Source organism: Komagataeibacter sucrofermentans DSM 15973 (assembly GCF_040581405.1).
GTDB classification, from domain to species: Bacteria; Pseudomonadota; Alphaproteobacteria; order Acetobacterales; family Acetobacteraceae; genus Komagataeibacter; species Komagataeibacter sucrofermentans.
The window spans coordinates 622,455-642,487 of the sequence record NZ_CP137157.1 but is presented as its reverse complement, the minus strand read 5'-3'; the positions used below and the strand labels follow the sequence as shown (position 1 = coordinate 642,487).

Here is a 20,033-nt window from a genome sequence, read left to right as displayed (position 1 = left end):
CGCGGCGGCGGGGGGCAGCGTATTACGCCTGCGGATAGGGCGGGCAGGTATAGCCTGCGGGCGAGAGGGTGAAGACCTCGCACCCGTCCTCCGTCACACCCATCATGTGCTCGAACTGGGCGGACAGCGAACGGTCGCGCGTCACGGCGGTCCATTTGTCCTCAAGGATCTTCACGTCCGGGCGGCCGATATTGAGCATGGGCTCGATGGTGAAGAACATGCCCGGACGCAGCACCAGGTCCTCGCCGGGGTTGCCGTAATGCAGCACGTTGGGCGGCGCGTGGAAGGTGCGCCCGATTCCATGCCCGCAGAAATCACGCACCACTGAAAAGCGCCGCGCCTCGGCATAGGTCTGGATGATGTGCCCGATATCGCCCAGCGTCGCGCCGGGGCGCACGGCATCAATGGCCAGCATGAGGGATTCGTAGGTCGCCTCGATCAGCTTCTGCGCGCGCAGCTTGACCTTGCCCACGGTGTACATCCGGCTCGTATCACCGTACCAGCCATCAAGGATGACGGTCACGTCGATGTTGAGGATGTCGCCATCCTTCAGCGTCTTTTCGCCCGGAATGCCGTGGCAGACGACATGATTGATCGAAATGCAGCTCGAGGCCGGGTAGCCGCGATAGCCCAGCGTGGCGGGCACCGCATCATTGGCCAGCATGTAATCATGAATGAGGCGGTCGAGTTCGCCCGTGGTGACCCCCTCGCGCACGTGCGGGGTGATCATGTCGAGCGTGCGGGCGGCAAGCTGGCCCGCTGCCCGCATGCCCACGAAGTCTTCTGGCGTGTGAATCTTTACCGCGCCGCCGTGCATATCGCCTTCCATGCCGCTAACCTTTCCTGTCATCTGTGCATGACCACCCGCCCGCAGTCATGAGAGGGACAACAGGAACACGCCTGACCCGCCTGCCAGCCGCGCCGGATGGATAATCGTGCCTTCTATACCCTGCCCGACGCGTGCTGTCAGCTTCGTGACTTGGCGCGTGCGTGCGTGGCGTGCGCCACATGCCCCATGCTGACCAGATGCACATGCGCCCGCACGGGGGCTGGGTGCACGTGCACCACCGTGCCATGCCCGCGCCGGATGCGGGTGTAAGAGGCGGGAATGGCCGGGGCCTCGGCCACTTCATCCGCTGTCTCGGCCCGCAGCCGCGCGGAGGCCAGCGTCATGCCATGGCGGCCGAGGGCAGACCTGCCGCCCGCACGCGCCAATAGCAGCGGCCTTGTGGCAGGACGTGCCACGGGGGCCACGCCCTCGGCCGCAAAGCTCGTGTCAAGCAGGGCGGCCATGGTGGTGTTGCGCCGCGTATTGGACTTCGCCCCCATCACCACGCCGATCAGGCGCACGTTGTCGCGCACGGCGGAGGTGACGAGGTTATGCCCCGCCTCATCCGTATAACCGGTCTTGAGGCCATCGGCGCCGGGATAGGCGCCGAGCATCGGATCATGGTTGGGCACTTCGCGCCCGTGGAAATAGAAGCCCGGCACCGCGAAATAATGATAGTACTCGCCATAATCCACGATCAGGTGGCGCGCCAGGATGGCGAGGTCACGCGCCGATGTCATCTGCTCGGGGTTGGGCAGGCCGGACGCGTTGCGGAACACGGTGTCATACATGCCAAGCCTGCCGGCCTCGCGCGTCATCATCGCGGCGAAGCGGGTCTCGTCACCACCGCCAAGGAACTCGCCAAGCGCGCAGGCCGCGTCATTGGCGGACTTGGTGACCAGTGCGAGCACCGCCTGCTCCACCGTAAGCTGCGAACCCGGACGCAGGCCAAGCTTGGAGGGCTCCATCGAGGCGGCGTGAACCGAAACCGGCATTTCCTGATTAAATGCAACCTGCCCCGTGCGCACGGCCTTGAAAGCGAGGTAAAGCGTCATCAGCTTGGTCAGGCTGGCGGGGTAGCGACGCAGGTCCGAATCCTGCTGCGACAGCACGGCCCCGGTGCGGGCATCGACCACGATGGAGCTGACCTGCCCCACATATTGCGCCCTTGCCGCCTGCATGCCCCCAAGGCCGACACACAGCCCCACGGTTACAGTGACCTTGAGGCGGGAAAAACGGGTAGCGGATAAACGGCTCATGGGATGGCGAAACCTGCGCGTGCAATCATCATCATACGGCTTCGGGCGCACGGGGTTACCCGGCACCCCTCCATCCATTCACGGGTTGCTTGGCTGCAACCATTCTAAAAGAAAGGTTTTCTATTCGTCCAGAGCGTATTTATATCCTTGCCATTCCATAAACGCGGGCGGCAGCGGATCAGGGCACATGCAAAAAAATCCCTGCCCCCCGGCGCTCGCCCCTTTCAACCGGCGGCAAAGTTCCAATATGGTACCTGTCATGTCTTCTATTGCTCAAGTTTCCCTGCCCCACCCCGCGCCCCGACCCTGCGCGGACAGCCCGCGCCCATATGGGCATGGGGGCAATACGCCCCCGCGCCGTAACGGCGGGCAGGACTCGCCGCCGGGCAATGATGACGGCATGATCGACGTGGTCATCCGCACCCGGCCACAGACCCGCAAGCCGGCGATGTACAAGGTGCTGATGCTCAATGATGATTACACGCCCATGGAATTCGTGGTGCATGTGCTCGAGCGCTTTTTCCAGAAAAACCGCGAGGAAGCGACTGACATCATGCTCCACGTTCACAAACGTGGCGTGGGCGTGTGCGGGGTCTTTACGTACGAGGTTGCCGAAACCAAGGTAACGCAGGTGATGGACCTCGCGCGCCAGAACCAGCACCCGCTGCAATGCACGATCGAAAAGGACTGAGCCCACGAGCAAGCGCATCTTAACGCCCCCGTCGCGATCCGATCGCGTTCCATGGCATTTTGTGCTGGCATTTCCATCGCAACAGGGCAAGGATTGTCCTGGCTTACCGGTTATGATCTCCGGGGCTCTGGTGGCCCCACTTGGAAAAGGAGCGTCTCGGCATGTTGTCACGTAATCTTGAACAGACGCTTCACCGTGCGCTGACACTGGCTGGCGACCGCCGGCACGAATACGCAACGCTTGAACACCTCCTCCTCGCGCTGATCGATGACCCTGATGCCGTAACGGTATTCCGCGCCTGCGGGGTCGATCTGAACAAGCTGCGCACCGACCTGACCGATTTTCTTGACAAGGATCTCGCAGGCCTCGCGGCCGACCGCACCGTTGACCCCAAGCCCACGGCCGCTTTCCAGCGCGTAATTCAGCGCGCGGCCATTCACGTGCAGTCCACCGGGCGCGACGAGGTGACCGGGGCCAACGTGCTTGTAGCCCTGTTTGCCGAGCGCGAGAGCCATGCCGTTTACTTCCTGCAGTTGCAGGACATGACGCGGCTTGATGCGGTCAACTTCATCTCCCACGGCATTGCCAAGGCACCCGACCGCTCCACGCGCCGCCCGGTTGCGGGCAGCCCGCCCGAAGGCGGCGAGACCGAGGAGCGCGGCAAGACCGGGCAGAAGAACCAGGATGCGCTGTCCACCTACTGCACCAACCTCAATGACAAGGCGCAGGAAGGCAAGGTCGACCCGCTGATCGGCCGCGACTCTGAAATCGAGCGCACGATCCAGATCCTGTGCCGCCGCACCAAGAACAACCCGCTTTACGTAGGCGACCCCGGCGTGGGCAAGACCGCCATTGCCGAAGGGCTGGCCAAGCGCATCGTTGAAGGCGACGTGCCTGAAGTGCTGCTCAACGCCACCATCTACTCGCTCGACATGGGCGCGCTGCTTGCGGGCACGCGCTACCGTGGCGACTTCGAGGAACGGCTGAAGGCGGTCGTGACCGAACTCGACAACAATCCCGGCTCGATCCTGTTCATTGACGAGATCCATACCGTGATTGGCGCGGGCGCCACCTCGGGCGGGGCGATGGATGCCTCCAACCTGCTCAAGCCCGCCCTTGCCGCCGGCACGCTGCGCTGCATGGGCTCGACCACCTACAAGGAATACCGCCAGCACTTCGAGAAAGACCGTGCACTCGTACGCCGGTTCCAGAAGATCGACGTGGCGGAGCCTTCGGTCGAGGATGCGATCAAGATCCTGCGTGGCCTCAAGGTCAATTACGAGAAGCACCACAAGGTGCGCTACACCGATGATGCGATCCGTGGGGCGGTGGAACTTGCCGCCAAGTACATCCACGACCGCAAGCTGCCCGACAAGGCCATCGACGTGATTGACGAGGTTGGCGCCTCGCGCATGCTGGTGCCCGAGAACCGCCGCCGCAAGACCGTTACGCTGAAGGATGTGGAAGACATCGTGGCGAAGATCGCCCGCATCCCGCCCAAGAGCGTCTCGTCGGACGACAAGGAAACCCTGCGTTCGCTCGAGCGTGACCTCAAGGGCATGGTGTACGGGCAGGACAAGGCGATCGAGGCCCTGACGGCCGCGATCAAGCTGTCACGCGCGGGCCTGCGCGACCCGGAAAAGCCGATTGGCAACTACCTGTTCTCCGGCCCCACGGGCGTGGGCAAGACGGAAGTGGCCAAGCAGCTTGCGGCAACGCTGGGCATTGAGCTGATCCGCTTCGACATGTCGGAATACATGGAGCGGCATTCGATCTCGCGGCTGATCGGCGCACCGCCGGGCTATGTGGGCTTTGACCAGGGTGGCCTGCTGACCGATGCCATTGACCAGCACCCGCATGCGGTCCTGCTGCTTGATGAAATCGAGAAGGCGCATCAGGATCTGTATAACGTGCTGCTGCAGGTGATGGACCATGGGCGGCTGACCGACCATAACGGCAAGACGGTCGATTTCCGCAACGTGGTGCTGATCATGACCACGAACGCGGGCGCCGCCGACCTGAGCAAGGAGGCCATCGGTTTTGGCCGCACCAGTCGCGAAGGCGAGGACGAGGATGCGATCAAGCGCCTGTTCACGCCGGAGTTCCGCAACCGGCTTGATGCGATCATTCCGTTCGCCAACCTGTCGCCGCATGTGGTGGACCGGGTGGTGGAGAAGTTCATCTTCCAGCTTGAAGCCCAGTTGGCTGATCGCAACGTGATGATCGAGATCTCGTCCGCCGCGCGGGAATGGCTGGCCGAACGTGGCTACGACCGCCTGTATGGCGCGCGCCCCCTGGGCCGTGTCATTCAGGAAAACATCAAGAAGCCGCTGGCCGAGGAACTGCTGTTTGGCAAGCTGACCAAGGGCGGGGTTGCCAAGATCACGCTCAAGGATGGCAAGCTCGACTTTGAATATATCTCGCAGGCGGAAAACGATTCCCCCGAAGGCGATGAAGGCGACAGCACCCGCGAAGCCGAAGCTGCTGACTGAGCGTAATCCGCTTAACCTGAAAACAAGAACAGGAGCCAGAAATGGCTCCTGTTTTTTTTAGCGCTGCTTTTTTGAAAAAAGCTTCACTAAAAACTTCTGATCTTTTTTCTACAGGAAGACCATGCTCACCGCCGCCATCTACATTCCCGCAGCCTTTGCCGAGATTGGCGGCTGCTTCTGTTTCTGGGCCTGGATGCGCCTTGGCCGCTCGCCGTTCGTGCTGGTGCCGGGCTGCCTGTCGCTGGTGGTTTTTGCGTGGCTGCTGACCTTCAGCCCTGCTGATAACGCGGGGCGGGCCTATGCCATTTATGGTGGCGTGTACATCGTGGCCAGCCTGATCTGGTCCTGGCTGGTCGAAGGCCTGCCGCCTGATCGGTGGGATATACTGGGCGCCGCGATCTGCCTTGCGGGTGCAGGGCTGATCCTGTTCGCTCCACGCGCCCATCCCTGACAAGAGTTTCTGGAGAAGCATTTTTCAAAACGCTTCAGAAGAACGCCGCCTTTTTGAAAAAAGGCGGCCCCCAAAAACTCTTATCAACGTGATTACTGGTAACGGGTGCCGTTGACGCTGACATAGCCCTCAACCGGCCAGCTCCGCCCGGTGCCATGATGGGTCCAGTCAATGCCCTGGCGGCGGGCATTATCATAATAATAGCGGCCCAGCACATCGGCCTGGTCGTCCTTGGCCACCCAAGGCCATGTGGGTGCTGTCATCCGGTCCAGATCCGACACGATGCGGATGGACACGCCATGCCCCACGTCAACATAAAAATACCCGTGCAGGCCGCTGCGCGTGCGCTTGGACGCCGAAACGGCGATGACCTTCCCGCACACATGCTCGACCCGGTCGGGGTGGGCTTCGCTGCTGCTGGCTTCCGCAGCCTGAAGATCGGCTAGGAATTTGCCGTCATCGCAGGCCGTGGGCACGGGGCTGGCAATGGGCTGCGGGCGTGAGCTGCCGCCCTCGCGGCCGCTTTGCGCGCCCTGCGTGTCCTGCGTCTCATCACGCGTGTATTCACTTTCGTGCCGGTGGTGGTGGTGCCGCGCATGGGCGGGCGCAATACTCCCCATCTGCAGTGCCACGACCGCCCCGAGCCCCGTCATCACGCATCGCTGCCAGCGCATTGCCGCCATCTGAATGTTCTCCCTCTTCAAAAGATTACAATCTTTTGCGGTGCGCGGGCGGCGGCGTCAATGAACGGGGTTATGCGCGGGCCGGGGGGCTTCCGCCTCAAGCTGCCTGCGGGCCTTTTCCATATCCGCCTCCATGGCGGGGTCCATGGCGGGCATTTTCAGGTGCAGCTTCTCCAGCGCGTCGATGATCGCCTCGATCACGACCAGGCGCTCGAACCATTTCTGGTCGGCGGGCACGACAAACCACGGTGCATCGGGGTGGGCCGTGTGACGGATCGCTTCCTCATAGGCGTTCTGGTAGTCATCCCAGTACTGACGCTCATGAATATCGGCAGGTGAGAACTTCCAGTTCTTGGCGCGGTGCCTGATGCGCTTCAAAAAGCGCAGGCGCTGCTCCTCCTTGGAAAGATGCAGGAAGAACTTCAGCACGATCGTGCCCTGCCGGGCCATGTAGCGCTCGAAACTGCTGATATCCTCGTAACGGTCCTTCCAGAAGGTGGGCCTGCGGCGCAGGCTCAGCGGCAGGCATTCGTGCTCGAGCAGTTCGGGGTGCACGCGGGTGACGAGCACTTCCTCATAATGGCTGCGGTTGAAGATGCCGATGCGGCCAGCAGCAGGCGCCACCATGTGCTCGCGCCACAGATAACCATGCGCCAGCTCGACCGGGCCGGGCTGCTTGAATGACGAGACACTGACCCCCTGCGGGTTGATGCCCGACATGACATGCTTGATCACGCCATCCTTGCCGCCCGCATCAAGGGCCTGCAGCACGACCAGCACCGACCATGTGTTGTTGGCGTATAGCAGGGCCTGCAGTTGCGAGAGGTGACGGATGCGCTCCCTGAGCAGCTGCTTGCCGGTTTTCTTGTCCAGCCCGCAGGCCTCCGCTGCCCGGGTCGGGCAGTCGGCAAGGGAGAACCCCTTGCCATTATGCACGCTGAAACGCCGCGCGAGCGTGTTTGTGGTCGTTTTCTTGCGGGCCATACTCAATCCTTCATGCCCCGCGCCACCGCGAGGCCACCAGCCGCCTGACAGGTCGGCATCATCTCCACCTCGTTGATATTCACATGACGCGGCAGCGCAATGATCCAGGACAGGGTCTCGGCAATATCCTCGGGCAGCAGGGGCTTGGTCCCTTCATACACCGCCGCCGCCCTGGCCGGGTCGCGCAGGCGCACGGTGCTGAACTCGCTGCCGCCACACAGGCCCGGCTCGATATTGGTCACGCGCACATTATGGCCCAGCAGGTCGCAGCGCAGGTTGCGGGTGAACTGGCGCACGAACGCCTTGGTCGCGCCATACACATTGCCGCCGGTATAGGGATAGATGCCCGCCGTGCTGCCCAGCGTCACGACATGCCCGCGGTCGCGCGCCACCATGCCAGGCAGCAGCACGCGCGTCAGTTCGGCCATGCCGGTCACGTTGGTGGCGATCATGGTCTGCCAGTTGGCCACGTCCGCCTCCTGCGCCTTTTCCATGCCCAGGGCGAGACCCGCGTTATTGACCAGCACATCCACATCGCGCCAGCCCTCGGGCAGGCTGCCCGGCAGGGCGGCAATGGCTGCGGCATCGGTCATGTCCAGCTCGAAGGCCAGCAGGTCCGGCCCGAGTTCGGCCGCCAGCGCATCAAGGCGTTCGCGCCTGCGGCCGGTGGCAATGACACGATACCCATCACGCACGAGCCGCGTGGCGATTGCCTTGCCGAATCCGGCCGTGGCCCCCGTTACCAGTGCAATCTGCTTCATGGTCTTTTCTCCTGCTGTGTCGGTGGTCAGCCTTGCATATCCGTCGCCTCCCGTCATGGGGGCTAACAACCATACAACCCGAAGCTGAAATGGTTGCAAAAGAGGGCAAATCCGGTTCTATGGTGGTGTATGGCTTCCTTCGCGACATCTCCAGGCCGTAGCCTGACCGGTCACCTGCTGGTGGCCACCCCTGCCCTGACCGACCCCGCCTTCGCGCGGAGTGTCATCTATCTATGCGCCCATACGCCCGAGGATGGCGCAATGGGGCTGGTCGTCAACCGCAGGCTGTCGCAACCCGTACTTGATGATGTGCTTGAACAGCTTGGCATTGCGCCCGTGCCGCCCCGCCGCCGCATCAATCTGTGCGCGGGCGGCCCGATGGATAACGGGCGCGGCTTCGTGCTGCATACATCGGACTGGAGCGGCGATGGCAGCCTGCCGGTCGATGACAGCACGACGCTGACCGCCAGCCTTGACGTGCTGCGTGACATTGCCGATGGCAACGGCCCGGCCCACGCCATGCTGGCCATGGGCCATGCCAGCTGGGAGGCAGGCCAGCTGGAAGACGAGATGCTGCACCACAATGCCTGGGTTGCCGCCCCCGCCACCGAGGCCATCGTGTTCGGCCCCGACCATAACGCCAAGTGGCGGCAGGCGCTGGCCAGCGTGCGCATTGACCCGGCGTGGTTTACCGGGGCGGCGGGCCACGCCTGACGTCAGTCAGGACCGGCTGCCACACGTGCAGGCCGCCTTGGCAGAATCTTTCAAACTGCATGCAATCACGCCAGACCCTGGCGCGCGTATCCTGATCGATGGGACAGTGAAACACGCGATCCATCCGGACTTGTTTTACAGAAGAAAAGTTTTTGGGTATCGCCTTTTTTAAAGGCGACGTCTTTCGAAGCTTTTTGAAAAACGTCGCCAAAAACTTTTATCATTTCAGGGCATTGCGGATGTCACATGCGCCGGGCCAGACGCATATGGCCTACCAGCGCAGCGACGGCACGCAGGCGACCGGGGTTAGCCCGGCTGCGGTCGCTTCCGCCACCGCCAGATCGTAATCGGGGTTGCGGTTGTGCTCCCAGCTGCCGCCCAGCATTTCCTGATGGATGCCGCCCAGCACCCAGCAGCCGTCAATGCCTGCCGTGGCGGCACCACGCATGTCGGTGGCCAGCGCATCGCCTAGCGCCAGCACGCGCTCGCCCGGCACATCAAGTAGCGATAACGCCAGCGCGTAGACTTCCGGGTAGGGCTTGCCAATCCAGCGCACGGCACGGTTGCGGCTTTCATACCAGCTTGCCATCGCACCCGCGCAGATCAGGCGCTGGCTGCCGCGAATCACCTGCTGGTCGGGGTTGGCGCAGATCATGGGCAGGCTGCGGGCCGCGCACTGCTCCAGCAGGGGCAGGTAGGGGGTAATTTCCTCCTCGCCCAGTTCGGCGTCCGGCCCGGTATTGAGCACGAAATCTGCCTGAGCGGGGTCGGTCACCACATCAAGGTCAAGCCCGGCATAGACATCCACGTCCTTGTCGGGGCCGAGATGGACCATGCGGCGGCCCAGCCCCGCAAACCACGGGTCGGTGCGGGCGGCAAGCATGCGATGCGTGCACTCGCCGCTGGTCATGATGCCATCATACAGGTCCGCACTCACGCCCATGCGGCGCAGGCCCGGCTCCACCGTGGCGGTGCGCCGCGGCGCGTTGGAGAGCAGGACCACCCGCTTGCCCGCCTCGCGCAGGCGTTGCAGGCATTCCAGCACGCCGGGATAAGGTACTACGCCATTATGCACCACGCCCCACAGGTCGAGGATATAGCCATCATAATCAAGGCTTAGCGCGGCCAGGCCATCATGCCATTTCATTTAAGGGCGGCCCCTTTGGCATCGGCCAGCGTCTCGAAACCTTCGGCCCGCAGGGCGCGGAGCGTCTCGGCCTTGAGGCGCTTGAGAATGCCCGGCCCTTCGTACACATAAGCCGTATAGATCTGCACAAGGTCGGCCCCGGCCTTGACCCGGTCGAGAATGTCCACGCCGGTCTCGATGCCACCGCTGGCCACCAGCGCCACGCGGCCTGCCGCCACCTTCGCCACGCGGGTCAGCATGTCCTGCGCCAGCGGGCGCAGCGGGCGGCCCGACAGCCCTCCGGTCTCGGTAGCGTAGGGGCTGAGCAGCCCCGCCGGGCGCGAGATGGTGGTGTTGGACACGATCAGCCCCTGCGCGCCGCCGGCAATGGCGGCCTCGACCACGGCTTCGACATCATCATGCGCGATATCGGGCGAGATCTTGACCAGCAGCGGCGGGCGCTCGGGGTGGGCTGCATTGATGGCGTCAAGAATGCCCTTGAGCCGTGATGCCTCAAGCAGGTCGCGCAGCCCCGGCGTGTTGGGCGATGACAGGTTGATGACGATATAATCGGCATAGTGCTTAACGCGCCCCACCAGCATGGGGTAATCGCGCTCGGGGTCTGCACCCACCTTGTTGATGCCAAGGTTGGCCCCCACCGGCACCTGCGCGCCGGGCTTGCGGCGCGGCGAGGACACGCGATGCAGCCGCGCCATGCGCACGGCAAAGCGGTCGATGCCCTGGTTGTTGAAGCCCATGCGGTTGATGATGGCGCGGTCTTCGGTCAGGCGGAACAGGCGCGGCTGCGGGTTGCCGGGCTGCGGGCGCGGAGTGACGGTGCCGGCCTCGACAAAGCCGAAGCCCGCGCGCGTGAGCGGGCGCACCACCACGGCGTTCTTGTCAAACCCCGCCGCCATGCCGATGGGGTTGGGAAAGCGCAGCCCCATGGCGCGGACGGACAGCGCCGGGTCGTCATTACCGGGGCAGGAGACGCCGCCAAGGCCAAGTTGCAGGGCATCAAGAGCAATATGATGGGCGGCCTCGGGCTCCAGGCGCCGCATCAGGGGCAGGATCATGCGCGACATAATATTCATGGCCACGATTGTTGCCGCAATTCAGCGCCGGGGGAAAGGGGCAACTAACCCGGCAAGGGCTTTGTGGCATCAACCGGTGCTGGCGCATCGGTGGGGAAGCGGATCAGGTAATAGGGCGGCACGCGCAGATCATGGCCCCCGTTGAGGCCACCAAGGCGGTTCCACTGGCCCAGCGTGCAGTAAACCATGGTGCCATCAACAAAAATGCCATCGGGCGAGAGCACGCGCGGGTCGCGCACCATGGTGTCGAACGAGCCATCGGTATTGCGGCGGAAGATGGCGTCATGCTCGAAATTGGTGGTGTAGATGCGGCCCTGCGCATCAGTGGCCAGCCCGTCAGCCACACCCTTTTCGCCCAGATCGCTTATGGCTGCGGCAAGCTGCGCATCGGTTTTGTCAAAATCGGCCAGCAGGGCGGTGGGAATACTGTACAGCCGCCTGCTGGTCAGCGGGCTGTAATACAGCGTGGCGCTGTCGGGCGAGAGCGTGATGCCATCCACCCCGCCCGAGACAAAGGCAGGCTTGTGCGCAGGCGGGTCAAACACCAGCGGCCGCCCCTCCACCACCGCCATGAAGGGGTGTTCGGCCTGAATGGAGGGGTGACTTGCCAGCACCCGGCGCTGGCGGCCACTCGCTACATCCACCACCACGAGGGCGGGCGACTGGCCAAACGAGGAATCGGTAATGAACACCGTGCCCTGCGGTCCATGCGTCAGGTCCACGCGCAGGTCGTTCATGTGGCTGTCGGGCAGGAGGGTGGGCGCAGTCAGCACGATACTGGCGAAGATGTGGTTGGTGGCCGGGTCGATGCCGATCACCTTGGCCGCCCCCGCCGCCAGTGGCTCGCCTGCCAGCTTGCCATCATCAATGGCCCAGAGCCGCCCCTTCGCATCGGTGGTCATGCCGTGGATGGACATGAGCCGGGTGGCAGGCGGCCGGCCTGAGGGCATGGCGGTAGCGGCATCGGGATAGGGCAGAAGACGGCCATTTTTCAGTTCGGCCAGCGTCGCGCCCCTGTGGTTGACCGCATGGCGCGGAAACCCCACGAACACCCGCCCGCCCGTGACCGCAATGCCCGACGGGCCGGGACCATCGAAACGGGCCACGATCTCGAACGGGCCTTCGGGGGCGGCGCCATGGTCGTGATTGATGGGCATCTGCGCGGGTTCAGCCGCCTGCGCCAGGGAAGCAGAACCCGCTACCGCCACGAGAGCCGCACCGAACAGCAGATCACGCCTGTGCATGGTCATGGATATTCTCCCCCGGTTTGTGCGGCCCGCGCCCATTCATGCAAGTCAGGACCGCAAGGGCAATCGCGCCACGCGCCGCATGGCGTTCACAATCAGTTCATGGGCAGCGAGGCGGGCGGGTGTTCAGGCGACAGGCTGCGCCGGATGCGCGCAACATCGGCCACATTCACAGCAGGCGCATCATTACCCCATGCGGCGCGGATGAAGCTTACGGTATCGGCCACCGCCGCATCATCCATGCGGGCGGCAAAACCGGGCATGACAAAGGCGGAAGGGGCCTGCTTCGTCGCCCGCAGCGTATTGCCCTCCAGCACGATGCGAATGAGCGAATCCGGTGTCGGGTCCATCACCACCGGGTTGCCCGCCAGCGGCGGGAAGGTTGTGGGGTAGCCGTGCCCGTCGGTGCGGTGGCAGGCGGCACAGCTATCCACGTAATGCCGCGCGCCGCGCGCGCCCATATCACCCGCGCGCAGGGCATTGGTGGCGGCAGGGTCATATGCCCAGCCCGGCGCCTTTGCAGGTGTTGTGGGCGAGAGGGTCTTGAGGTAGCGGGCAATGGCGAGTTGGTCATCCGCCGTCATGTGCTGGGTGCCGTGGTTGATGGCATCGGTCATGCCCCCAAAGGCAGCACCAAGTGGCATGCGCCCGGTGGCCAGAAAGCGCACGATATCCTGCTCGCTCCACCGCCCCAGCCCGGTACGGTTCTCGCCACGCAGGCTGACAGGCCGCCAGCCATCAACCGGGGCCCCGCCAGACAGGTAGAGCGCACCATCCTCCGCCGTCAGGGCTTTTTCCTGCATGGTCACGGCGCGCGGCGTGTGGCAGGCCCCGCAATGGCCTGGCCCTTCGACCAGATAGGCCCCGCGCGCCACCACCGGGTCGGGGAAATTACGCGCCGTAGCCCCCTTTAGCGTTGCCGCCGGATCAGGGGCAAACAGCCTGCGCCATACCGTGAGCGGCCAGCGCATGGACAACGGCCAGTGCATGCCATCCTGCACCACCGGCGTAGCGACAGGCTTAACCCCCTGCATGAAATAGGCATAAAGCGCATGCAGGTCGTCATCGGTCATGCGGGCGTAGGAGGGATAGGGCATGGCCGGGTACAGCGTGGCCCCGTCGCGGCGGATGCCATTGCGTATGGCGCGGATGAATTCGGCTTCGGAATACTGGCCGATCCCCGCCTTTGCATCCGGCGTGATGTTGGGCGCATACAGCGTGCCGGTGGGCAGGTGAAAGGCCATCCCGCCTGCAAAGTGCGGGCCACCGGGCACGGTGTGGCAGGCGCCGCAATCCGCCGCCTCGGCCACATATTCCCCACGCGTGACCAGATCTGCCGGAGCCTGCGCCTCCTGCGCCCGCGCAGGCGGGGCACCCCGAGCCGACAGGACCAGCAGGACTGCGGCCATGAGGCGCAGCCCGGATTTCCATACCCCCCTCATCCGGCCAGCGGGCCGGGATGGGCAAGGTAGGTGGTGCGGATGTGGTGCGCCGCCCAGTAGGCCAGGGCCGCGACCATGCCGGTGGGGTTGTAGCCCGTGCCCTGCGGGAAGGCGTTGGCCCCGATCACGAACACATTATGCACATCCCATGACTGCATGTAGCGGTTAAGCGCGCTTGTCTGCGGGTCCGTGCCCATCACGGCGCCACCACCCAGATGGGTGGTCTGGTACTGGCGCGTATCGAATGGCCTGCCGAATTCACGCCTGGTCAGATGCACGTCACGCGCGCCCATGGCTTTCGCCACGTCACCAATTTTATCCACCACGTAGCGGTTCATGCGGATGTCGTTGTCCTTCCAGTCAAACGTCATGCGCAGCAGCGGCTGGCCGTAGGCGTCCTTCCATGTCGGGTCGAGATCGAGATAGACATCGCGGTAAGCCATGTTCGCCCCATGCGCGTCGATGCGCAGGGAGTGGCGATAGGTGTCGATCATGCCCGCCTTCCACGCACTGCCCCAGCGTGGCGTGCCCGGCGGGCCGCCGGAATGTGCCGCCGCAATGGCCCTGACCCCTGCCTGGTTGACCCACACCGGCGAACCACCCACGAAGCCGAGCGGCCCGTGGTCAAAGTTCTCGCTGTTGAAGTCATCAAACGCAACGCCGCCGCCGCCTGCGCCGATATACTGGTTGGTCTCCACCTTCGGGTCGAGCCACACCGTGCTGGTGGTTACGTTCTGGTAGACAAAATTGCGCCCCACAACGCCTTCGTTCTTGAGCGGGTCATACGGCTTGCCAATGCCCGAAAGCAGCATCAGCCGCACGTTATGGAACTGGAAGGCGGTCAGGATCACCATTTCCGCAGGCTGGGTCACGACCTTGCCATCGGCATCGGTATAGGTAACACCCGTGGCGCGTTTGCCCGTGCTGTCGCGTTCCACCCTGAGCACATGGCAGTTGGGCCGAAGCTCGAACAACGGATGTCTGCGCAGCACCGGCAGGATGTTCACGTTGGGCGAGGCCTTGGAATACATGTAACAGGCATAGCCGCTGCAATAACCACAGAAATTGCACGGCCCCATCTGCACCCCATACGGGTTGGTATATTGCTGCGAGGCATTGGCCGCGGGCAGCGAATAGGGATGAAAACCCACTTCCGCCGCCGCCTTGCGGAACAGGTGGGCAGTATAGACATCCTTGAGCGGCGGCAGGGGGAAATGATCCGAGCGCGAGGGTGCGAACACATTGCCCTGCCCCACGACCTGGCCATTGACCTTATAGGCCTCGCCCGAGGTGCCGAACACTTTCTCGGCCTTGTCAAAAAAGGGTTCGAGTTCCTCATAGGTCACGCCGTAATCCTGAAGGTTCATGCCTTCGGGGATGAATTTGGCGCCGTATCTCTCGATCACGCGCGAGCGCAGGCGCAGGTCATCGGGCGGGATGCGGAAATGCACGCCCGACCAGTGCAGCCCCGCCCCACCCACGCCCTCGCCCGGCAAAAAGGCGGCCATGCGCCGATAGGGCAGCGCCGTCTGGTTGCCGTTGTTGCGGATGGTGACGGTATTTTTGGAAAGGTCCTGGAACAGTTTGTAGCGGAAATTGGCCTCAAGCTCGTCGATTGAGGCCGGATAGGCCCCCTCCCCCGCCGTGCTCCGGTCGGGTCCGCGTTCGAGCATGACAACCGAGCGCCCGGCCTCGGTCATTTCCTTGGCCATGATGGACCCCGCCCAACCGCCGCCCACCACCACTACGTCAACCTGCCCGAGTTTGCGTGCATCATCGCTCATGCCGTTTCCCCCGTTATGGAGACACTGCCCAGCGGGTAATGCGCCCCGTAGCGGTCCACCCAATCCATGAAATCCGCCCGCGCGCCGGGAAAGCCCAGCATGGCCCAGCCGCCAAGACCAGTATTGCCACCATGAATGGGGTCGCTGAACGCGCCTTCCATCACATTGGCCAGAAGCTGATCGAAAAACGCAGCCGATGGCACATCGCCAAACACCAGCTTGCCGCCTTCGGCAGCCCGCAGCAGGTCATCCTGCACATCGGGCGCGAGGGCCGCAAAGGGTCTGGCGTGGCGGGTGGTGGCATGCGCATCCATGCCTGCGATGCCGTGGCGGTACAGGTCGCGCGGGGGGTAAGGCAACTGGTAGCCCAGATTATCCGGTCCCTGCACGAAGGGGCCGGCCATGTACCATTGTGCGCCCTGCGCGTAGGGCGTGGTCATCTGCTGGTCGATGAAGCGGGGCACGTTGAGTGCCAACGCGCCGGGGCCGCTGGCATCAGCCGGGATCAGGCGATCACAGGCGGCCAGGAGAAAATTCCATTCCGCCACGTTAAAGAAAACCGGCGTGTATGCCTTTGGCGGAGCGGCCGCCCCCGTGCCGGAAGCAGATACCGTGCCGCAGGTAGCAACACCAGCCAGCCCCTGCATGAAGCGCCGCCGCGATGAAATGAACCCTGAACCGTTGATACCCAAAAACTGCCTTCCCCCTGACGCCATGCCTCTACCGGCCTCCTGCCCTCACTTTATCCGTGAGGCAGGACAGGCTGCCTAGCAGCCTTTTGCATGATTTCCCTTAATGCAAGAAAAAATGATCCGGGATTTAAGGCGCGGCACAGGGAATATGCCGGGGTCGTGGTGTCATCCGCCCGTGGCAGGCTTCACGAACTGCATAGGACCCTTCTCGTGCCGGTCCATGAAAGAAACGGAACCGTCTTGCCGTCAACCGTGGTTATTTTCTGTACATCAACGACACTACTGTCATCTACGTTTGCTGCGTCATATGACGTAACGATATACCACTGACCCGCGGGAAGATTGGTCCAGAGAAAATGACCAACAGACGTACAGATATCCGGACCGGCAACCGGGCAGGAAATACGCCGGATGAAAGACAGCACCGACGGATCAACCCAACGGGGATCATTTACGGCCGTGGGGCCGATAAGCCGGGTACTGTAAAACTCCATCTTTTTTGACAGCGCATGCATATATTCACTTTCCGGAAGCAGCTCTACTGTAAAATGGCCTCGCGGTATCTGCATGATGGAACTCGGTACATCATGAAACGTATAGACCGTTTCATTTCCAAAAGTCATGGGCGTAGACGTCTGTTTTGTAAATATTGCCCCACTGACACACCCCCTGATGGCCGCATGACCCGGCTTTTGCGCCCATGCCACCTCACTGCTGTTGAATGGCATTGCAGGTGGGTGCGGATGAATGCAGCCACCAAGAAGTGGTAAAATCAGCATTGGAAAAAACAGTTTTTTAATTTTATTGTTATGACGCATTTCTTTCCCGTAGATCACAGCGACATTCATCCTGATATTCGACCCCATGGCCGGATGGTTGTGGCATCAACGGTCCACACGCGCGCGGCAGGCCTGCCGTTTTTTTGAAGTCTGGCCACGGCTTCCCTTTTCCGTATTATTCTGCCAATAAAATACAGGTTATTTTTATTGTAGTTTTTTACATATACCTTAAAAAGATTTCAGTCCCACAGTTGTCACCACTATAATTACCTCACATGCAGCAATAGAACCCCATAAGTCCTATATCTGCCATGCGCAGGACCTGCATTGCCCGCCAAAAGCACGTTCACGCGCCATGGCGGAAAACCCGCGCATCGTCCGTTATCGCCTCCCTTGACCGTGTGCAGGGGGCGCAATATCCATCGGGCATGCGCCTTTCCCGTTTTCTGCTTCGCCCTGTCAGCACCGCATGCGTGGCCTCGGTCACCGATGCCATGGCTGGTTACCCGCAGGCGCTTGTCAGCCGGATCGGGCACCCCGTGATCTGGATTGGCCGCCTGATCAGTGGGCTGGACCGTCGCCTTAACACGCCCGAACGCACCCCCGCCCGCCGCCGGGCCAACGGCTTTGTGGCGAGTGCCGTGATCGTGGCCGTGCCAACCCTGGCCGCCATAGCCCTTGAACGCAGCATCCGCCGCATCCTGCCGCGCAGCCTGGCCCTGCCGTTGACCGGCGTGCTGGCCAGTTCGCTGGTGGCCCAGCGCTCGCTGCATGACCATGTGCTGGCCGTGGCCCAACAGGCGCAGGTCAGCCTGCCTGCCGCCCGGCGCGCAGTCTCGCACATCGTGGGCCGTGACCCCGAACAGCTTGATGAGGCCGCCGTGCTACGCGCGGCCACCGAGACGCTGGCCGAAAACTTCTCCGACGGGATCGTGGCCCCGCTGTTCTGGATGGCGCTGGGCGGGTTGCCGGGGGCGGTGTTCTACAAGGCAGTCAATACGGCTGACAGCATGATCGGCCACCGCACGCCCCGCCATGAAGCCTTTGGCTATGCGGCGGCACGGCTTGATGATCTGGTCAACCTGCCCGCCTCGCGCCTGTCCGCCCTGTGGATCATCCTTGCCGCCCTGAGCCTGCCCGGCATGGATGCGCGTGGTTCCCTGCGCGTGCTGCGGCGTGATGCCCGCACCCACCGCTCACCCAATGCGGGCTGGCCGGAAGCGGCCATGGCGGGGGCGCTGGGCATCCGCCTGTCTGGCCCACGCGCCTATAACGGCGTGCGCGTGGCCGAGCCATGGGTGGGCGATGGCACGCCCGACCTGCGCCCGGCTGACCTGTACCGCGCACTGGCATTGTACCGTCGCGCATGCCTGATCCAGACACTGGCGGGCGTAACAGCCATGGCTCTGCTTGGCCGGACATTACGGCGACGCTGACCGAAAGCAATCAAGGTTTCCGGGCAGTACTTTTCCCAAAAAACATAGCATTATTCTGAAGTTTAAAAAAAACCTTCACCAAAAACTTTTATTATTTCCTTACCCACGCTGCACCGGCCGCGCCATGGCCAGCAGCCCGTCAATATCGAGATGCGCTTCCAGATGGTCGGCCAGCGCATCGAGCGCCGCATCCACCGTCGCATCATGATCCTGCGCATGCGAGCCTGCGCCAAGCCGCGCCAGCAGCGCTGCCCGCGCGCGGCCATCGGCCAGCAGCCCATGCACGTAAGTTCCCCATATCCGCCCCGATGGACTGACCGCGCCATCAGGCCGCCCGCCAAGGTCGATCAGCGGGCGGCTGGCGTGATCTGGCCCTTCGGTGCGGCCGATATGCATTTCATAACCATGCAGGGGCACGCCTTCGGGCAGCAGTTTGCCGGTTACGTCCTCCAGCCGCTTGTGGCCCGCCAGCACGGTTGTCACATCGAGCAGTCCCAGCCCGTCCACCGTGGCGGGCGGTCCCTCGATGCCATCGGGATCGGCAATGCTGTGGCCCAGCATCTGGTAGCCACCACATATGCCCAGCACATGCCCACCACGGCGCACATGGGCGTGGATGTCGATATCCCACCCCTCCGCACGGAGTGTGGCCAGATCGGCAATAGTGGCCTTGGCGCCGGGCAGGACGATCAGGTCACATGCGGGCAGCACCTGCCCGCGTGGCACCATGGTTAGCGACACGCCTTCTTCCGCCGCCAGCGGGTCGAGGTCATCAAAATTGGCGATCATGGGCAGGCACGGCACGACAATGCGCACGCCCTTCCCACGCAGCTTGCCACCAGCGGCAAGGTCGGCTGCGTCCTCCGCAGGCAGGGCGCGCACCCGGTCGAGAAACGGCACGAGGCCCATGGGCTGCCAGCCGGTCATGCGGGCAATCCCGTCCATGCCTGCGGCAAACAGCGTGGGGTCGCCACGCATGCGGTTGACGATAAAACCCCGGATGCGCCGCGCGTCATCCGGCGCCACCACCACCTTCGTGCCCACGAGGCTCGCGATCACGCCGCCCCGGTCGATATCGCCAATCAGCACCACATCAATATCCGCCGCCTGGGCAAAGCCCATATTGGCGATGTCATCAGCCCGTAGATTGACCTCCGAAGCGGAACCCGCCCCTTCCACCAGCACGATGTCGGCCTGCTCAGCAAGGGTGCGGAAGCTGCCCAGCACCTCGGGCATCAGCCCGCGCTTGAAGGACTGGAAGTCACGCGCGCGCACCTGCCCGCGCATCTGCCCGCGCACCACAAGCTGCGAGCCGGTCATGCCCTGCGGCTTGAGCAGCACCGGGTTCATATGCACCGAAAGCGGCACGCCGCACGCCCGCGCCTGCAATGCCTGCGCGCGCCCGATCTCGCCGCCATCAGCGGTCACGGCGGCGTTGTTGGACATGTTCTGCGGCTTGAACGGGCGCACGCGCAGCCCCCGGCGGGTCAGGGCGCGGCACAGCCCGGCCACCAGCACGGACTTGCCAACACTCGAGCCGGTGCCCTGAAACATGAGTGCGCGCGCCAT

At 63.4% G+C, this 20,033-nt stretch carries 19 protein-coding genes; 6 read left to right on the top strand and 13 right to left on the bottom strand.

Translation table 11 applies throughout. The annotated features are described in order from the left end of the window. Nucleotides 1–22 precede the first annotated feature (22 nt). Together map and R5N89_RS03005 are read right to left on the bottom strand one after the other, a co-directional pair. Nucleotides 23–829, bottom strand: a complete 807-nt coding sequence (gene map, locus R5N89_RS03010) for a type I methionyl aminopeptidase (RefSeq protein ID WP_110567142.1) — start codon at nucleotides 827–829, stop codon at nucleotides 23–25. 137 nt (nucleotides 830–966) lie between these two features. Beyond that, a complete protein-coding gene (locus R5N89_RS03005) occupies nucleotides 967–2,088 on the bottom strand; it encodes a D-alanyl-D-alanine carboxypeptidase family protein (RefSeq protein ID WP_110567140.1) in 1,122 nt (373 codons plus the stop codon). Nucleotides 2,089–2,347: 259 nt separating this feature from the next. Here R5N89_RS03005 and clpS point away from each other — a divergent pair, with 259 nt between their 5' ends. From clpS to R5N89_RS02990, 3 genes are all read left to right on the top strand, one after another. Next, nucleotides 2,348–2,779, top strand: coding sequence for an ATP-dependent Clp protease adapter ClpS (gene clpS / locus R5N89_RS03000; RefSeq protein WP_244192052.1), 432 nt, complete (start codon nucleotides 2,348–2,350; stop codon nucleotides 2,777–2,779). A 161-nt stretch (nucleotides 2,780–2,940) separates the two neighbouring features. Further along, nucleotides 2,941–5,271 (top strand): ATP-dependent Clp protease ATP-binding subunit ClpA, encoded by a 2,331-nt coding sequence (clpA, locus tag R5N89_RS02995; RefSeq protein ID WP_110567138.1) that lies wholly within the window; start codon nucleotides 2,941–2,943, stop codon nucleotides 5,269–5,271. A 121-nt stretch (nucleotides 5,272–5,392) separates the two neighbouring features. Further along, nucleotides 5,393–5,722, top strand: a complete 330-nt coding sequence (locus R5N89_RS02990) for a YnfA family protein (RefSeq protein ID WP_110567136.1) — start codon at nucleotides 5,393–5,395, stop codon at nucleotides 5,720–5,722. Nucleotides 5,723–5,814: 92 nt separating this feature from the next. On the opposite strand, the gene R5N89_RS02985 is transcribed toward R5N89_RS02990, so the two are convergent. The 3 genes from R5N89_RS02985 to R5N89_RS02975 are packed head-to-tail and all read right to left on the bottom strand — an operon-like array spanning nucleotide 5,815 to nucleotide 8,150. Further along, a complete protein-coding gene (locus tag R5N89_RS02985) occupies nucleotides 5,815–6,405 on the bottom strand; it encodes a DUF3465 domain-containing protein (RefSeq protein ID WP_110567134.1) in 591 nt (196 codons plus the stop codon). A gap of 57 nt (nucleotides 6,406–6,462) precedes the next feature. Then, nucleotides 6,463–7,389, bottom strand: coding sequence for a PPK2 family polyphosphate kinase (locus tag R5N89_RS02980; protein ID WP_110567132.1), 927 nt, complete (start codon nucleotides 7,387–7,389; stop codon nucleotides 6,463–6,465). A 2-nt stretch (nucleotides 7,390–7,391) separates the two neighbouring features. After that, nucleotides 7,392–8,150, bottom strand: a complete 759-nt coding sequence (locus tag R5N89_RS02975; protein WP_110567131.1) for an SDR family NAD(P)-dependent oxidoreductase — start codon at nucleotides 8,148–8,150, stop codon at nucleotides 7,392–7,394. A 129-nt stretch (nucleotides 8,151–8,279) separates the two neighbouring features. On the opposite strand from R5N89_RS02975, the gene R5N89_RS02970 reads away from it, so the two are divergent. After that, on the top strand, nucleotides 8,280–8,864 hold the full coding sequence (locus R5N89_RS02970; protein ID WP_110567129.1) for a YqgE/AlgH family protein: 585 nt from the start codon (nucleotides 8,280–8,282) through the stop codon (nucleotides 8,862–8,864). A 271-nt stretch (nucleotides 8,865–9,135) separates the two neighbouring features. On the opposite strand, the gene R5N89_RS02965 is transcribed toward R5N89_RS02970, so the two are convergent. The 7 genes from R5N89_RS02965 to R5N89_RS02935 all read right to left on the bottom strand — a co-directional run bounded on the left by R5N89_RS02965 (nucleotide 9,136) and on the right by R5N89_RS02935 (nucleotide 17,085). Continuing rightward, nucleotides 9,136–10,011 carry a TIGR01459 family HAD-type hydrolase gene (locus R5N89_RS02965; protein ID WP_110567127.1) on the bottom strand — a complete coding sequence of 292 codons (876 nt, stop codon included), beginning with the start codon at nucleotides 10,009–10,011 and terminating at the stop codon, nucleotides 9,136–9,138. Beyond that, on the bottom strand, nucleotides 10,008–11,084 hold the full coding sequence (locus tag R5N89_RS02960) for a quinone-dependent dihydroorotate dehydrogenase (RefSeq protein ID WP_110567125.1): 1,077 nt from the start codon (nucleotides 11,082–11,084) through the stop codon (nucleotides 10,008–10,010). The genes R5N89_RS02965 and R5N89_RS02960 overlap by 4 nt, the downstream gene beginning before the upstream one ends. Before the next feature lie 44 nt (nucleotides 11,085–11,128). After that, nucleotides 11,129–12,340, bottom strand: a complete 1,212-nt coding sequence (locus R5N89_RS02955; RefSeq protein WP_110567374.1) for an L-dopachrome tautomerase-related protein — start codon at nucleotides 12,338–12,340, stop codon at nucleotides 11,129–11,131. Between the two features lie 86 nt (nucleotides 12,341–12,426). Beyond that, on the bottom strand, nucleotides 12,427–13,740 hold the full coding sequence (locus R5N89_RS02950; protein ID WP_167400815.1) for a cytochrome c: 1,314 nt from the start codon (nucleotides 13,738–13,740) through the stop codon (nucleotides 12,427–12,429). Between the two features lie 29 nt (nucleotides 13,741–13,769). Beyond that, complete coding sequence (locus tag R5N89_RS02945) at nucleotides 13,770–15,557, bottom strand: GMC family oxidoreductase (RefSeq protein ID WP_110567120.1); 1,788 nt, start codon at nucleotides 15,555–15,557, stop codon at nucleotides 13,770–13,772. Further along, complete coding sequence (locus tag R5N89_RS02940; protein WP_110567118.1) at nucleotides 15,554–16,249, bottom strand: gluconate 2-dehydrogenase subunit 3 family protein; 696 nt, start codon at nucleotides 16,247–16,249, stop codon at nucleotides 15,554–15,556. The genes R5N89_RS02945 and R5N89_RS02940 overlap by 4 nt, the downstream gene beginning before the upstream one ends. 185 nt (nucleotides 16,250–16,434) lie before the next feature. Next, complete coding sequence (locus tag R5N89_RS02935) at nucleotides 16,435–17,085, bottom strand: hypothetical protein (protein WP_146220179.1); 651 nt, start codon at nucleotides 17,083–17,085, stop codon at nucleotides 16,435–16,437. A 371-nt stretch (nucleotides 17,086–17,456) separates the two neighbouring features. Here R5N89_RS02935 and cbiB point away from each other — a divergent pair, with 371 nt between their 5' ends. Next, nucleotides 17,457–18,464 (top strand): adenosylcobinamide-phosphate synthase CbiB, encoded by a 1,008-nt coding sequence (gene cbiB / locus R5N89_RS02930; protein WP_110567372.1) that lies wholly within the window; start codon nucleotides 17,457–17,459, stop codon nucleotides 18,462–18,464. Beyond that, a complete protein-coding gene (locus R5N89_RS02925; protein ID WP_110567116.1) occupies nucleotides 18,439–18,672 on the top strand; it encodes a DUF294 nucleotidyltransferase-like domain-containing protein in 234 nt (77 codons plus the stop codon). Before cbiB ends, R5N89_RS02925 begins: the two co-directional genes overlap by 26 nt. Here the strand turns inward: R5N89_RS02925 and R5N89_RS02920 are convergent. Continuing rightward, the gene (locus R5N89_RS02920; RefSeq protein WP_110567114.1) at nucleotides 18,564–20,033 is read right to left on the bottom strand and encodes a cobyric acid synthase; all 1,470 of its coding nucleotides are present in this window, start codon (nucleotides 20,031–20,033) and stop codon (nucleotides 18,564–18,566) included. The two genes, R5N89_RS02925 and R5N89_RS02920, sit on opposite strands and share 109 nt — an antisense overlap.